We start from the raw sequence: 13,947 nt of genomic DNA, 5'->3' as shown, positions 1-13,947 counted from the left end.
TTTCGTCACCCGATGAGCAGAACCCTGCACTTGAACGCATTCCTGATGTCGACCGGCCACCACGAGGCGTCGTGGCGGCTACCCGAGTCGAATCCTTTGGCGCACCTGGATATCGAGCATTACATCCGGCTGGCGCAAACCGCCGAACGGGGTCTGTTCGACTCGATCTTCTTCGCCGATTCGCCGGTGCTGCAAGGAGATCCGGGCCGCCGGCCGGTCGGCAAGCTGGAGCCGACGATTCTGCTGACCGCGATCGCGCTGCGCACCAGCCGCATCGGCCTCATCGCCACCGCGTCGACCAGCTACAACGATCCCTACAATCTGGCCCGGCGATTCGCCTCGGTGGACTGGGTGTCCGGCGGCCGGGTGGGCTGGAATATCGTCACCACCGCCGGGGCCGACGCCGCCCGCAACTTCGGCCTCGACGACGTTCCCGATCACCGGCTGCGCTACGAGAAGGCCGCCGAATTCGTCGACGTGGCGACCAAACTCTGGGACAGCTGGGACGACGACGCCTTCATCGGCGACAAGGAACTCGGCATCCACTCCGACCCCGACAAGGTGCGCGAGATCAACCACATCGGCGAGTTCTTCCGGGTGGCGGGACCGCTCAATGTGCCGCGGTCGCCACAGGCCTATCCCGTTCTGGTGCAGGCGGGTTCGTCCGAGGACGGGAAGGGGTTCGCCGCCCGCTACGCCGAGGCGGTCTTCACCGCACAGCAGACCCTCGAGGACGGTCAGCAGTTCTACGCGGATCTGAAGGACCGGGCTCGCCGGCTCGGCCGCGACCCCGGCACCGTCAAGATCCTGCCGGGTATCGTCCCGGTGATCGGCGACACCGAGGCGCACGCACGCGAACTCGACGACGAACTGACCCACCTCATCCAGCCGGAATACCAGCGGCGGACTCTCGCCGAACGGTTCAAGCTGCCGGTGGAGGCGCTGGATCTGGACAGCGAGCTGCCCGCCGATCTGCCGAGCGAGGACGAGATCCAGGGTGCGAAGAGCCGGTTCACCTTGATCGTCAATCTCGCTCGCCGGGAACGACTCACGGTGCGCCAGCTGATCGCGCGCCTCGGTGGTGGGCGCGGGCATCGGACCTTCGCGGGCACCGCGGAACAGGTCGCCGACACCATCCAGGAATGGTTCACCGACGGCGCCGCCGACGGCTTCAACGTGATGCCGGCCGCGCTGCCCTCGGGGCTGGAGCGGTTCGTGGACGAGGTGGTGCCGATTCTGCAGGAGCGCGGCCTGTTCCGCACCGAATACGAGGCGACCACCTTGCGCGGGCACTACGGACTCGCGCGTCCGGAGAACCGGTTCACCGTGGCCGCCGATGCGGCGATCGCCCGGTGAGCCGGACGTATTCGGCTGCCGATCAGGGGTGGGTGCGGTATCTGCTGCATCGATGTCTGTCGCATCCGCGCGCCGTCGCGGGTGCGACCGTCGGCGCCCTCGGTAGTGCCGCGCTGACCGCGGCGCTCCCGCTGGTGGTGCGCCATGTCGTCGATACGCTCGGCGATTCCCGGGTACCGCCGGCCGCCGCCGTCACCGTCCTGATCGTCATCGGTGTGCTCCGCTTCGGGTTGTCGATGCTGCGCAGGGTGTGCTCGTCCACGCTGTCGCTGGGCGTCCAGTTCGATCTGCGGTCGGATCTGTTCGCCGCGCTGGTGCGGATGCCCGGCCGCGAACAGATGGCGGTGTCCACCGGGCAAGTGGTGAGCCGCGCGATCAGCGACATCACGTTGATCCAGATGTTCCTGCAACTGGTTCCGATCGTCACCGGCAATGCGGCGCTGCTGGTGACGGCGCTGGTCCTGATGGCGACGATGTCGCTGCCGCTGGCGGCCATCGCGCTCGTGCTGCTGCCGGCACTGTGGTTCGTCACCCGGCGCTCGCAGCGAGAACTGTTCCCCGCCAATTGGGACGCACAGGCCCAGGCGGCGGAGGTGGCGATGCGGGTGGAGTCGGCCGTCGCCGGGGTGCGCGTGGTCAAGGGGTTCGGGCAGGAGCGCCGGGAGACGGGAGAGCTGGAGCGGCGCGCCCGCGACCTGTTCCGGTCACGGCTGCGCGTGGTACGGATCACCAGCCGGTTCACCCCGGCGATGGCCGCCCTGCCGGCGCTGGGACAGGTGTTCATTCTGGTGGTGGGTGGTCTGCTCGCTCTTCATCGGAACATCAGTCTCGGAACGTTTCTCGCGTTCATGACGTATCTGGGGTCGTTCGTGAGTCCCGTGCGGCAGTTCTCGACACTGCTCACGGTGAGCCAGCAGGGGAAGGCGTCGCTGGATCGGGTGCGCGAGGTCATCGAGGCGAGCCCGGGCCGGCAGGCAGGTGCGCTCGCCCCGCTCACCGCGGCCGCCGCGCCGCCGCGGATCGACCTGGCCGAGGTGAGCGTGCGGATCGGTGACACCGCGGTTCTCGACCGTCTGGACCTGACCATCCCGGCCGGAACGACGGTGGCGTTGGCGGGCGGTGCCGGTTCCGGTAAGTCGACTCTGACCGCGCTGCTGCCACGGCTGATCGATCCGGATGCCGGTGTGGTGCGGCTCGACGGCGCGGATGTGCGCGAGTTGCCGGATATCCGCGGCCGGGTGGCCATCGTCTTCGAGGACACCCACCTGATGGCCGACACGATTCGGGCGAACGTGGCCTACGGCCGTCCGGATGCCACCGACGATCAGGTCTGGCACGCGCTGTACCTGGCGGCGGCCGACGAGTTCGTCCGGCGGCTGCCCGACCAGTTGCACACCCGGATCGGCGAACGAGGACAACGGCTTTCGGGTGGCCAGCGGCAGCGGCTCGCGCTGGCGCGCGCGCTGATCACCGACGCCCCCGTCCTGGTGCTCGACGATGCGACCTCGGCGATCGATGCGAAGGTCGAGCAGACCATCTTCGAACGCATCGCCGCCGAGGTGCGGCGTCGCACCACGGTAGTTGTGGCGCACCGGGTTTCGACACTCGCCCTGGCCGATCGGGTGGTGATCCTGGACGGTGGCCGGGTCGCCGAATCGGGCACCCTGGCCGAGCTCCAGGAATCCGGCGCCCTGTTCGCGACGCTGTTCACACCGCCGGACGTGGCGGAAATCGGCGCGGCACTGCGCACGACGACCGATGCCGTGCCGACCGAGATCCTGTGGGCCGAACCCGCCGAGCACGGCGACGAGAGCCGGACCCTGGAGCAGATGGCGCGGGCGTTCTCCCAGCATGCGGCCGGGGCGGGCGGTTTCGGACGCGGCGGCGGCATGATGACCTCCGCGCCGCCCAGCGGTGACGTGCAGGCGCTCATCGACGCACTGCCGCCGGTGACCGGCGAACCCGAGGTTCCCGAAATCTTCACCCGGACAGCGGATCCCGAGTTCGGTCTGCGGCGACTGCTGCGTCCGTTCGCCGGTCCGCTGCTGGCCGGTCTGGGTCTGGTCGCACTGGATGCGATCGCGCAGATTCTGATTCCGGTGCTGGTGCGCTACGGCATCGACCGGGGAGTTCTGGTCGGCGCGCGGGACGTCCTGCTCGGCGCGGCGGCACTCGCGGCCGCGGTGGTGCTGGCCGACTGGGTGATCGGTGTCGCGCAGGTGCGGGTCACCGGGCGGGCCGGGGAGCGGCTGCTGTTCGGCCTGCGGGTGAAGACGTTCGCCCAGCTGCAGCGGCTCGGCCTGCAGTACTACGAACGTGAACTCGGCGGGCGAATCATGACCCGCATGACCACCGATGTCGACGGCCTGTCCACCTTCCTGCAGACCGGCCTGTCGACCGCGCTGACCTCCTCGCTGACCATCGGCGGCGTGGTGATCGCACTGCTGGTGATCGACGCGCGGCTGGCCGTCGTGGTGCTGGCGCTCATGCCGATCCTCCTCGCCGCCACGGTCTGGTTCCGGCGGCTGTCGGTGCCCGCCTACAACAAGGCGCGGGACAAGGTCAGCGCGGTCAACGCCTACCTGCAGGAGAACGTCGACAACATCAAGGTCACGCAGGCCTACCGCCGGGAAGCGCTGAACCGGGCCAGGTTCGACCGGCTGTCGTGGGAGTACCGCGACGCGCGGCTGCGCAGCCAGACCCTGATGGCCGTGTTCTTCCCGTTCATCGAATTCCTGTCGGTGGTCGCGACGGCCGCCGTCCTCGCCGTGGGTGTGCATCAGGTGCGCGGCGCGGCGCTGAGCGCCGGGACGCTCATCGCGTTCCTGCTCTACATCGATCTGCTGTTCGCGCCGATTCAGCAGCTCTCGCAGGTGTTCGACAGTTATCAACAGGCGGTGGTCGGTGTCGATCGGCTCGGCCGGCTGTTCGCGGTGGAGGTCGCCACCCCGCAGGCGGCGCGGCCGCGAGCGGTGCGACGGGTCGACGGTGCGATCGAGGTCCGGAATGTGTGGTTCCGGTACCGGCCCGAGGACGCTGCCGTCCTGCACGACGTGACGTTGCGGATCGAACCCGGGCAGCGGGTCGCGCTGGTGGGCGAGACCGGGGCCGGAAAGTCCACGCTGGTCAAACTCCTGGCTCGCTACTACGACCCGACCGACGGACGAATTCTGGTGGACGGCATCGATATTCGCGAGTTCCGGCTGGAGGACTACCGTAAACGCCTCGGCGTGGTGCCGCAGGAGCCGTACCTGTTCGGCGACACCGTGTGCGAGGCCATCGCCTACGGCAGGCCGGACGCCGATCCCGCGGAGATCGAATGGGCCGCCCGGGCGGTCGGGGCGCACGAGATGATCGCCGCGCTCGACCACGGCTATCACCACCCGATCGGCCCGCAGGGCAGGCTGTTGTCCTCCGGGCAGCGGCAATTGCTCGCCCTCGCCCGAGCCCAGCTCGTCGAACCCGACATCCTCATCCTCGACGAGGCCACCGCCTCGCTGGACCTCGCCACCGAGGCCCGCGTCCGCGCCGCGATCGATGTGCTCACCGCGGGCCGCACCACGATCGTGGTGGCGCATCGGCTGGCGACCGCGGCGGACTCCGATGTGGTCGCGGTGATGGTGGGCGGGCGGTTGGCCGAGGTCGGCCCGCACGAGGAACTGCTGCGGGCGGAGGGTACCTACGCGGCGCTGTGGCGGGCGTATGTGGGAGCGTCGCGAACCGATGTCGATCGTGAATCGGCGCGGTTGTAGCGTGCGCCGGTTCGCCCGCTCGTCGGAACTCCGCGCTCACGTCCGTGCCGAATTCGACATCGCCGACCTCGTCTCGCGCGACATCAGCGCGCCACCGGGGAGACGGGCCGCCGCTTCGCCGCGAAACGCGCCTTCTTCTGACGATTTCCGCACGTGTTCATATCGCACCATCGACGGGTGCGACTTCGGCTGGTGTCGAAGAAGGCCGCCCGGCAGGTCGGCGACGCGCACAGGGCCAACCGCCCGTCGCGGTCGCCGGCGATGATCTCGATCGCATCGGCGGCGATCACGCCCAGGGCGTCGTCCACACCGGAAGCCGAGCCGAGCCGCCAGTGCCGACTGCCCTCGGTCGTCAGGATGGCGGCCGCCCGGCCGTTGCTGCTGCAGTCGTTGATGACCCCGACAGCGGCGGCCGGCAGCGCCTCGTGAAGCGCCGCCGCGGTCGCGGTGGCGTGAATCGATTCCCGGAGTTCCCGGGCGCGTTCGAGCTGGGCCGCGGTGCAGGAGTCCACCGCGAGGCCGTTCACCGCCAGCCAGTCGACGAGTCGCCGCGGGGTGGGGATGCGTTCCACGGGTTCGCCGTACCGCTCCGACAGCGTCCCGGTGAAGCTGGTCGCCAGCACTGCGCCGAGACGAAATTCGGGAAACCCACCAGGCATGGAACCACCATAGCCGGTTGCAGGCCGGCAGACCCCGTGTTAGAACCGTCATAGGCGGTTCCGATAGCTCTCGGAACCGGTTCCGCGATGACCAGGAGGTTTCATGTCCGCAGCCGGCCACCGCACCTCGCACCAGCCGCCCGGCATAGCGCGATTCGAGGCGCGTGCCACCGACGCCGACCTGGACGATCTGCGTGCGCGATTGGCGGCGGCGCGGCTACCGGAAACCGAAACGGTCGATCGTGCCGCGACGGGCCGCCGTCGGTGGCGACAGGGCGTTCCGCTCGCCGACCTCGTCGACCTCGTGAACTACTGGCGCACCGGATACGACTGGCGGGAGTTCGAAGCGCGGCTCGACCGAATCGGCCAGTTCCGCACGACGATCGATGGCCTGGGTATTCATTTTCTGCACCGCCGATCCAGCCGCGCGGATGCCACACCGCTCATCCTGACCCACGGCTGGCCCGGCAGCATCGTCGAATTCGTTGATGTGGCAGACGAATTGGCGGAGCCGAAGGATGCGGCCGCGCCGGCGTTCCACCTCGTGATCCCGTCGCTCCCGGGCTTCGGCTACAGCGACAAGCCGGCCACCGAGGGGTGGGGAACGGAAAAGATCGCGGCCGCGTGGGTGGAACTCATGGGACGGCTCGGCTACGACCGATTCCTGGCGCACGGCGGCGACTGGGGAGGCAATATCACCACGATCCTCGGCGGCAGGTTCCCCGGGCACGTGCTCGGCATCCACACGGTGTTCGCCGAGGCGCCGTCCGGGGTGACGACGGACGGGCTGACGGAACTCGAGCGTACGTGGGCCGAGCAAACCCGCCATTTCTGGCGCCACCGCGCGGCCTACGCGAAGCAGCAGGCGACCCGTCCGCAGACCATCGGTTACTCGCTGGTCGACTCCCCGGTCGGCCTGCTCGCCTGGATCCTCGACAAATTCGCCGAGTGGAGCGATACCGAGGACAGCCCGTTCGAAACGATCTCCCGCGATCGCGTTCTCGACGACGTGACGCTGTACTGGCTGACCCGCACCGGCGCGTCGGCGGCCCGCATCTACTACGAAAGCCACAATTCGCTCGACCCCGACCTCCGAGTCGACGTCCCGGCGGCCGTCACCATGTATCCCCGCGACATCGAGAAGTGCCCCCGCCCTTGGGCACAACAGCGCTACCGGCAGATCGTGCGGTGGCGTGAGCCCGAGCGCGGAGGTCATTTCCCGTCACTGGAGGTTCCCGGGTATTTCGTCGAGGACGTGCGTGAAGGTCTCGCGGCCGTCCTGGCCGCCCACCCCACGCGGGTTGTCGCCGGATAGGTCGTCGTCCGGCGTCGCCAGCAGCGCGAAGGGCATCAGTCCGGGGTATGCGGGCTCGGCGAGCCGGTGTGCGCCGGCCGCGCGCTCGGTGCGAAACTCGGCAACGAGGAAGACAGATCCGACAGCGTTGTTCCGCAGGTTTGAACGGTGCCGTCGGGACGGACCAGTACGGCGCTCGCACGCCCGCCGCGCAGCCAGCGGTACAACGAGGTGCCGGGCCCGGCCCGCACCACCACGCCGCCACGTTGCTCGACGGTCACCGACTCCGTGGGAGCCGGGCCGGCCGTGGTGATGACGGCGTAACGCCCGGCGATGAGGTCGTCGATTCGACGCCCGTCGGCCATCCGTTCGTTCGGAACCAGCCGTCCGGCCAGACCTCGCCGCAGCGGCGGCGCGACCACCAGCGCGGAGCGATGCAGCGGCGGTGACTCTCCGCTGATGATCGTCCGAGTCAGCCCGGGCACCCGGTGCAGGCGCGGGGCGAGCAGGCTGCGCAGCCGATTGCCCAGCTCGCCGCCCTCGGTCATGGTCAGGCCGGTGAGCTTCGCCAGCCGGATCATCATGTGCGCGTGTGGTTTCCGCTCGGTTTCGTAGCTGTCGAGCACCTGCTCGGGCAGCTCGCCGCGCAGTACCCCCGCCAGCTTCCAGCTGAGGTTGGCGGCATCGCGCACGCCCGCGCCCATGCCCTGCCCGACGAACGGCGGGGTGAGGTGGGCGGCATCGCCGAGCAGGAACACCCGCCCCGCGCGCCACCGATCGGCCAGTTGCGCGCGGAAGGTGTAATCCGCCACCCGGACCAGCTCCAAGCCCTCCCGGTCGGCATCGGCCAGCCATGGGGCGAGCAGCGGCCAGAGTCGGGCGAGATCGCGGTAGTCGTCGGCGGATTCGCCGGGGCGCAAACGGAATTCCCACCGGTGGCGGGTGTCGCCGATGCGCATGTAGGTCGCGGCTCGACGCGGGTCGCACACCTGATGCACGCCGCCCCAGTGCCCGGGATCGGTCCTGGTCGCGATGTCCACGACCAGCCAACGCTGCTCGAATCGCAGGTCCCGCATGCGCGCACCGATAACGGTGCGCACCAGGCTGTTCGCGCCGTCGCACCCCAGCACGTAGCGGGCCTGTACCGAATCGGTCCCGCCGGTCGCACGGTCGTCGAAATCTACTCGGACACAGTCTTTCTCGACCACCAACCCGGTGACTTCCACACCTCCGCGCAGCGAGACGGTCGGATACCGTGCCACATTGGCGCGCAACAGCGCCTCCAGCTCCGGCTGGTCGAACAGGTTGGCTTCGGGGAAGCCGTTGCGGCCCCCGCCCGGATCGCGGTCGAATTGGGCCAGCACCCGATGCCGCGGATCCACCAGGCGCAACCCCAGTGCGGGCCGGGCGATCGCATCGAATCCCGCACCGATGCCGAGACGTTCGACGATCCGCCGGACCTCACCGTCGAGATGGACCGCGCGCGGCTGCGGATAGACGCCCTCCCACCGCTCGAGGAGCAGCGATTCGATGCCGTACTGGGCGAGCAACGTGGCCACGGTGAGCCCGGACGGACCCGCCCCGACGATCACCACGGGAATCGGGACGGTGTTCACGAGGGCTCACCCACCTCCGTGGCGACATAGGCCGCGGCGAATACCCCGGTAGGGGCGGCGGACCCGAGATCGACTGTGCGGTCGCGGTTTCGGAGGTGGCCGGCGACCGCACCGGCCATCAACAGCAGCAGCCCGGCCCCGGCTGCCCGGCCGATCGCCGGGCGGGACGGTCCCAGTAACACCCCACCGGCCGCCAGGAGTTCGACCGCGCCGATGCCGCGCAAAGCGGTGGTGGAGTACCCGAGATGCGCCGGACGCTCGCGCATCGACGCGACCGCCGCGACCTTGGCCGTTGTCATTGCCGCACCTCGATTCTCGCGTCGATCGCGTAGCGGCCCAGGATCGCCTCGACGCCGTCACGGTCGGCATCGGACTCGAGTTCGACGGTGGCGGCGATCGCGCCGTCCTCGACCGCGGCGGTGACACCGGTGACGCTGGAGATCGCGGCCAGCGCGTCGAGGAGTTCACGGCGCGTGGCGTCCGCGCGCAGGCCCAGCTTGTACGGTTTTCCGACATCGGTGACGGGCAGCGCGTCGAGGATGGTGACCGTCTTGGGGGCGGCGGCGCGCTCGGGCACCCGCTCGGCCGCCCACGCCACCAGTTCGTCCTCGCCGACCTCCGCACCCGCGGTGACCGTGACGTAGGCGACCGGGACCTCGCCGGCATGCACATCCGGGCGACCCACCGCCCCGGCCGCGCTCACCCGTGGGTGGCTCAGCAGCGCATCCTCGATGATCGCGGGATCGATATTGTGGCCGCCGCGGATGATGAGATCCTTTGCGCGACCGTGCAGATGGATGAATCCCTCCTCGTCGATGTGGGCCAGATCGCCGGTACTCAGCCAGCCATCCACCAGCGTGCCCAGACCGTCGAGACGGTGACCGTGTTCGTCTCGGCCGGTCACGTATCCGGCGAAAACCGTGGGGCCACTGATCGTCAGCACACCCGTTTCGCCAGGAGGCAGCGCCTGCCAGACCCCGTCTTCGGTGGTTCGGACGACCGCGACCCGCTGATAGGGCATGCGCTGCCCGACCGCGCCCGGTCGCGGCAGGTCGGGGAAGCTGCGGGCGGTGGCGCAGGTGGCCTCGGTGAGGCCATAGCCTTCCACCAGGGTGACTCCGGTGTGCTCCTGGAAGCTCTCGCGCACCGCGGGCGGCAGCGGTGAGGCGCCGACCATCGCGTAACGCAGGCTGGAGATGTCGGCGGTGATCGGGCACTGGGCCAGCACCGCGTACACGGTCGGCACCGCACTCATCGCAGCGATGCGGTAGTGCGCCACGATATTCCAGAACTCCGCATACAGCGTGACGTCGCGGTATCCGAGCGGACCGGCCCACACCACCGGCTGACCACGGAACAGCGGCGCGAGCAGGGTGACGACCAGCGCGTTGACATGGAACAGCGGCAACGCGGCGAAAACCACCGATTCGGCATCGAGCAGCGAGTTGGCCGCGATCATCCACGCATTGGCCACCTCACCGGAGTGACGGTGCGCCGCCAGCTTCGGCACCCCCGTCGTGCCGCCGGTGTGAAACAGCGCCGCCAGATCCGATGCCCTCGGCGGCTCTCCGCGAAACCGGCTCGAATCCTCCTCGGCAGCAAGGGCATCGAGGTAACCGACCCGGACGCCGTCGATCCCGGGCAGGAGCGGCGGTGGCTTCGGGCCTGCTGTCGGACGCAATACCAGCAGCGCATCCACCAGACCGCGCGCCGCGAGTTCGCTTGCGGCGGTCCAGGTATCGGGCGCTAGTTCCGGACCGGCGGCGATCAGGACTCGAGCGCCCGAGCGGTGCAGCAGTTCGGCGACGTGCTCGGGCGACAGGCCGCCATTGATCGGCGCGGCGATGCCCGCCAACTGCGCGGCGAGGGTCGCCGGGATCAGCTCCGCGCAGTTCGGCGCGATCAACGCGACCGCATCACTGCGGCGCACACCCAGCTCGTGCAGCAGGTTCGCGTACCTGTGCACAACGGCGAGCAGCTCGGAGTAGGTGCGCCGCACCGGCTCTCGCCACCGCGCCGCATCCGGCAGCACGGTGATCACGGTCCGCTCCGGCCACCGCGTCGCCGCCCGAACCAGCAGGGCGTAGGTCGATTCGGGCAAGCCGCGCGCCTCGAGCGGCACCGCCTCGATCGCGTCCAAGTCCTCCGGACCGGTGTACCGGGGCCACAGCAAGTCCTCCGCCGCGGCGTCGAGAGTCGAGTTGTCGGTCATCGGGCGTACCTCACGACCGTTCGCTGGCGGCCCAGGTCCAGGGCGCCGTCGTCGGTGCCGATCGCGGCCTCGACCACATCCCCGTCCTTCAGATACTTGGGATTCTTGGCCTGGCCCTGAAAGAACAGCTTCCACTTGACCTTCGGCGGCAGCAGCGAGCCGATGATTTCCACCGGCTTGGGCGGGGCACTGAGCGCGGTGCCGACCGGGGTTCCCGTGAGCAGCAGGTCCCCGGCGTCCATGCGCTGGAAGCGGGTCAGCGCGCGCAGCGTGTCGGCCGGCCGGTAGATCATGTCCGCGACCGTCATGTCCTGCCGCACCTGGCCATTGACCCACAGCCGCAACCGCAGATCCCCGAACCGCTTCAGCTCGTCGGCGTCCAGCAGCACCAGCGCCGGGCCGACGGGGGTGAAGGTCGGATACGACTTCGCCTCGTAGAACTGGGTTTTCGGTAGCTGCACGTCGCGCGCCGAGATGTCGTTCGTGACCACCAGGCCGGCGAGGTAATCCGCGAGGTTCTCCGCCGCGATGTCGGAACCGACCGGCATCTCACGGCCGAACACGAGGCCGATCTCCACCTCGTAGTCCAGCAGCTGCACATGCGCGGGCCGGATGATGTCGTCGCGGGGTCCGCTGATCGATCCGGATGCCTTGCGGAAGAACGTGAGCGGCACCGTCTCGGGGTCCATCCCCGAATCCTTGACGTGCGAGGCGAAATTCGTCATCTGCGCCACCACCCGGCACGGCGCGGTCACCGGCGAGATCAGCGAAAGGTTTTCCAGCGCAACGACATCTGCGCTCGCGGCCGCCTTCGCGATCGCGTCGCGATCGGACAGCAGTTCCCGCGTGGTCGTCGCCCGGGTATCTATACGGGCCGCACCGGCGGGCGTCTGCACCCACCAGGCGTCGGCGGTGCGGAGGATGGATGTGCTCATGAATTGGCCACTTTCAACAGGCCGCGCAGGCGGCGGATATCGAATTCGTTGTCCTCGCGCAGCGCGGCGACGATCGAGCGCAGTTCGCGCAGCGATTCGGCTCCGGGCGTGAGGCCGAGGAAGTCCTTGGTCACAGGCGGACCCCACTGCGCCAGACCGGAAGCGCTCATCGGCGCCCAGCCCGGCTCGAGGGTGCAGTCGAACATGTCCCCGTCACTGAAGTGCTCGACCATGAACCCGTCGGGATCGCGCCAGTAGTCGAAGATCTGGCTGCCCTGGATATGGCGGCCGATCCCCCACGATCGGCGATAGCCCCGTTCGCGCAGATACTCACCGCCCGCCGCGAGCGCGTCCAGGTCCGTGACCTGATACGCGGAGTGCACATAGCGATTCGACGGCCCGAGCGTCAGCGCGAGCGTGTGGTGATCGGTCGGCACCGAACCCCGGTCGCAGCGAATGAAACTCATGACCGGCCCACGCTCTCGCTGACCCGGGTAGTAGAGGAAGTCGCTGACGATCAGGCCCAGATTCCGCAGATACCAGTCGAGGGTCTCGCGGTATCTCGTCGACTGGACAACCACATGTCCGAGCCTGCGCACGCGGGCCGGCGCGCGCGGCGGACGCTGCGTGGCGTTGACCCGCGCCGGCTCGTGCCCGAAGTTGAACAGGTGGGGCCGCTGCGGCGGCAAGGCGTCCAGTTCGTGGATGTCGGCGACCACCCGCACCCGCAGCCCGCTCGGATCCACCAGGTCGACGGTCAGTCCGCCCAGCGATTCCGGCAACGGCACGGCCCGCGCGCCGGTCGCCGCGGCCAGTCGCAGCAGATCGGCGGAATCGGCGGCACGAAAGGCCGGACCGACGAAGCGCGAGCGACCGCCACGCCGGATGAGTACGCAGGGCGCACCCGGATCGGTCCCGCGCAGCCGCAACTCGTCGGCCGTCCCCGTGGCGGTCGCGAAGCCGAAGGCGTGGGCAAAGGCCTGTGCCCCGTCCAGGTCGGGCTTCTCGAACTCCAGCCACGCCAGGTCCAGCACCTTGATCACGGGATTGCTCGCCCGGCCCGGATGCTCACCCGCGCGCGCTCCATGTTCGCTGTGCAGGCCGCTGTGCACATCGCGCTGGCCGCTCATCGACCACTCCCTTCCAATTACTGACGATATCGTCACTCGCGAACGGCGCGTCAGTCAAGAGTTATGACGATTCCGTCAAAATTGAGCCCGGTGGCTATGATGGTGACCCTGTTCAGCAGGAGAGGTGCATCGATGACCGCGAGCAACGGGTCGGGACCCAATCGCCTGGAACGCCGCAAGGCCCGTACCCGCGCCGCACTGGTCGGCGCGGCGCAATCACTGCTGGCCGAGGGCAAGATCAACGTGCCGATCGTCGAGATCACCCAGACCGCCGACGTCGGCATGGGATCGTTCTACAACCACTTCCAGAGCCGCGAGGAACTGTTCCGAGCCGCCGTCGAAGAGGCGCTCGACCGCCACGGCGCCCTGCTCGACGTCCTGTGCGAAGACGTCGATGACCCCGCTCAGGTCTTCGCACAGAGCTTCCGGCTCACCGGCCGCCTGCACCGCCGATATCCCACCCTCAGCAAAGTTCTACTCAACGACGGCCTACGGCTAGCGAATTCGGATCACGGGCTCGCCCCCCGGGCGCGGCGCGATATCGAGGCCGCAGTCGATGCCGGGCGCTTCGACGTTCGCGATCCGGAACTGTCGATGACGATCGTCGCCGGCGCGGCCCTGTGCCTCGGACGCCTGCTGCACGACCACCCCGAACGCGACGACACCGAGGCCACCGACCAAGTGGCCGAGGACCTGCTCCGCATGTTCGGCCTCCCGCCCGAGGAAGCGCACGAGATCTGCCGGCGCCCGCTCCCCCCGTTGGACCCGCCCCACGCCGACTGACCCACAGCAGCAGGCAAATTGTGGTGTGCCACTCTTCTTCCGGTGCTGGACAATATCTTTCATTCCACGAGTCGAGGAGTGACGATGGCCGATACCGCGGTGGCGGCGATCGCCAGGCGAACGGGCGTGGTTCCGCCGGCGCCACCGGGACGCCTCGCCGAACAACGGCACACTGACGTTTTTCGCCACCCGCGACCATGTATTCCGCAA

At 69.1% G+C, this 13,947-nt stretch carries 10 protein-coding genes; 4 read left to right on the top strand and 6 right to left on the bottom strand.

What is annotated here, in order from left to right; translation table 11 throughout:
* Nucleotides 1-12 precede the first annotated feature (12 nt).
* Both ON37_RS30050 and ON37_RS30045 read left to right on the top strand, forming a co-directional pair.
* Nucleotides 13-1,356, top strand: a complete 1,344-nt coding sequence (locus ON37_RS30050; RefSeq protein ID WP_040724344.1) for an LLM class flavin-dependent oxidoreductase — start codon at nucleotides 13-15, stop codon at nucleotides 1,354-1,356.
* The gene (locus ON37_RS30045; RefSeq protein ID WP_040724341.1) at nucleotides 1,353-5,108 is read left to right on the top strand and encodes an ABC transporter ATP-binding protein; all 3,756 of its coding nucleotides are present in this window, start codon (nucleotides 1,353-1,355) and stop codon (nucleotides 5,106-5,108) included. The genes ON37_RS30050 and ON37_RS30045 overlap by 4 nt, the downstream gene beginning before the upstream one ends.
* A gap of 83 nt (nucleotides 5,109-5,191) precedes the next feature.
* Here the strand turns inward: ON37_RS30045 and ON37_RS30040 are convergent, their stop codons facing one another.
* Nucleotides 5,192-5,767, bottom strand: coding sequence for a CGNR zinc finger domain-containing protein (locus tag ON37_RS30040; RefSeq protein WP_040724338.1), 576 nt, complete (start codon nucleotides 5,765-5,767; stop codon nucleotides 5,192-5,194).
* Between the two features lie 103 nt (nucleotides 5,768-5,870).
* On the opposite strand from ON37_RS30040, the gene ON37_RS30035 reads away from it, so the two are divergent.
* Entirely contained in the window at nucleotides 5,871-7,082 is a 1,212-nt protein-coding gene (locus tag ON37_RS30035) for an epoxide hydrolase family protein (protein ID WP_051032315.1), read from the top strand.
* A 35-nt stretch (nucleotides 7,083-7,117) separates the two neighbouring features.
* Here ON37_RS30035 and mhpA read toward each other — a convergent pair whose 3' ends face one another.
* Genes mhpA through ON37_RS30010 form a run of 5 tightly spaced genes read right to left on the bottom strand, consistent with a single transcriptional unit; the run spans nucleotide 7,118 to nucleotide 12,954 of the window.
* The gene (gene mhpA / locus ON37_RS30030) at nucleotides 7,118-8,677 is read right to left on the bottom strand and encodes a bifunctional 3-(3-hydroxy-phenyl)propionate/3-hydroxycinnamic acid hydroxylase MhpA (RefSeq protein WP_040724336.1); all 1,560 of its coding nucleotides are present in this window, start codon (nucleotides 8,675-8,677) and stop codon (nucleotides 7,118-7,120) included.
* Nucleotides 8,674-8,976 carry a DoxX family protein gene (locus ON37_RS30025; RefSeq protein ID WP_051032314.1) on the bottom strand — a complete coding sequence of 101 codons (303 nt, stop codon included), beginning with the start codon at nucleotides 8,974-8,976 and terminating at the stop codon, nucleotides 8,674-8,676. Before ON37_RS30025 ends, mhpA begins: the two co-directional genes overlap by 4 nt.
* Nucleotides 8,973-10,889, bottom strand: coding sequence for an acyl-CoA synthetase (locus ON37_RS30020; protein ID WP_051032313.1), 1,917 nt, complete (start codon nucleotides 10,887-10,889; stop codon nucleotides 8,973-8,975). The genes ON37_RS30025 and ON37_RS30020 overlap by 4 nt, the downstream gene beginning before the upstream one ends.
* Nucleotides 10,886-11,824 (bottom strand): fumarylacetoacetate hydrolase family protein, encoded by a 939-nt coding sequence (locus ON37_RS30015; protein ID WP_040724333.1) that lies wholly within the window; start codon nucleotides 11,822-11,824, stop codon nucleotides 10,886-10,888. The genes ON37_RS30020 and ON37_RS30015 overlap by 4 nt, the downstream gene beginning before the upstream one ends.
* Nucleotides 11,821-12,954 carry a VOC family protein gene (locus tag ON37_RS30010; protein WP_040724330.1) on the bottom strand — a complete coding sequence of 378 codons (1,134 nt, stop codon included), beginning with the start codon at nucleotides 12,952-12,954 and terminating at the stop codon, nucleotides 11,821-11,823. The genes ON37_RS30015 and ON37_RS30010 overlap by 4 nt, the downstream gene beginning before the upstream one ends.
* Before the next feature lie 132 nt (nucleotides 12,955-13,086).
* On the opposite strand from ON37_RS30010, the gene ON37_RS30005 reads away from it, so the two are divergent.
* Nucleotides 13,087-13,737: a TetR/AcrR family transcriptional regulator gene (locus ON37_RS30005; RefSeq protein ID WP_040724405.1), complete on the top strand. Its 651-nt coding sequence runs from the start codon at nucleotides 13,087-13,089 to the stop codon at nucleotides 13,735-13,737.
* The last annotated feature ends 210 nt before the right edge of the window (nucleotides 13,738-13,947 follow it).

This window comes from Nocardia veterana NBRC 100344, from assembly GCF_000308855.1.
GTDB lineage: Bacteria > Actinomycetota > Actinomycetes > Mycobacteriales > Mycobacteriaceae > Nocardia > Nocardia veterana.
This window is presented reverse-complemented; position numbering and strand designations above follow the sequence as displayed.

Coding starts and splice junctions, on each gene's coding strand:
- ON37_RS30050 (WP_040724344.1), top strand. CDS start 13: ATGAGCAGAACCCTGCACTTGAACGCATTCCTGATGTCGACCGGCCAC.
- ON37_RS30040 (WP_040724338.1), bottom strand. CDS start 5,767: ATGCCTGGTGGGTTTCCCGAATTTCGTCTCGGCGCAGTGCTGGCGACC.
- ON37_RS30035 (WP_051032315.1), top strand. CDS start 5,871: ATGTCCGCAGCCGGCCACCGCACCTCGCACCAGCCGCCCGGCATAGCG.
- ON37_RS30025 (WP_051032314.1), bottom strand. CDS start 8,976: ATGACAACGGCCAAGGTCGCGGCGGTCGCGTCGATGCGCGAGCGTCCG.
- ON37_RS30020 (WP_051032313.1), bottom strand. CDS start 10,889: ATGACCGACAACTCGACTCTCGACGCCGCGGCGGAGGACTTGCTGTGG.
- ON37_RS30015 (WP_040724333.1), bottom strand. CDS start 11,824: ATGAGCACATCCATCCTCCGCACCGCCGACGCCTGGTGGGTGCAGACG.
- ON37_RS30010 (WP_040724330.1), bottom strand. CDS start 12,954: ATGAGCGGCCAGCGCGATGTGCACAGCGGCCTGCACAGCGAACATGGA.
- ON37_RS30005 (WP_040724405.1), top strand. CDS start 13,087: ATGACCGCGAGCAACGGGTCGGGACCCAATCGCCTGGAACGCCGCAAG.